Raw genomic sequence first — 278 nt, 5'->3', positions numbered from 1 at the left:
ATCAGCTGCAATCGTAACCACCTTCAATACAGAGAGTTCGGTTACGCTTTAGTGTCGGATGAAGGTGAGGGGTTTCTTGGCCCATTGGCGGGTATCCAAGCGGCGTTGAGCGAGTTAAAAACACGTCACAGCCATCTGTTGGTGTTGCCTTGCGATACGCCATTATTAAGTGAGAACCTGATTGAACGTCTGATTCAGCAAGGGCTGGAACTGCCCGAGGCGATCTCAATTTTAAAAGCAGGGGAGCGCGATCACTTTTTGCATGCGCTGATTCCAAT

Annotated in this window: 1 protein-coding gene; it reads left to right on the top strand. The window is 49.3% G+C overall.

The features are described from left to right. The coding region (locus tag ACRHOC_RS14785) for an NTP transferase domain-containing protein (RefSeq protein WP_431159399.1) at nucleotides 1-278 on the top strand (278 nt) is incomplete at both ends.

It is taken from the genome of Winogradskyella poriferorum, from assembly GCF_050618035.1.
Lineage (GTDB): Bacteria > Bacteroidota > Bacteroidia > Flavobacteriales > Flavobacteriaceae > Winogradskyella > Winogradskyella poriferorum_A.
This window is presented reverse-complemented; position numbering and strand designations above follow the sequence as displayed.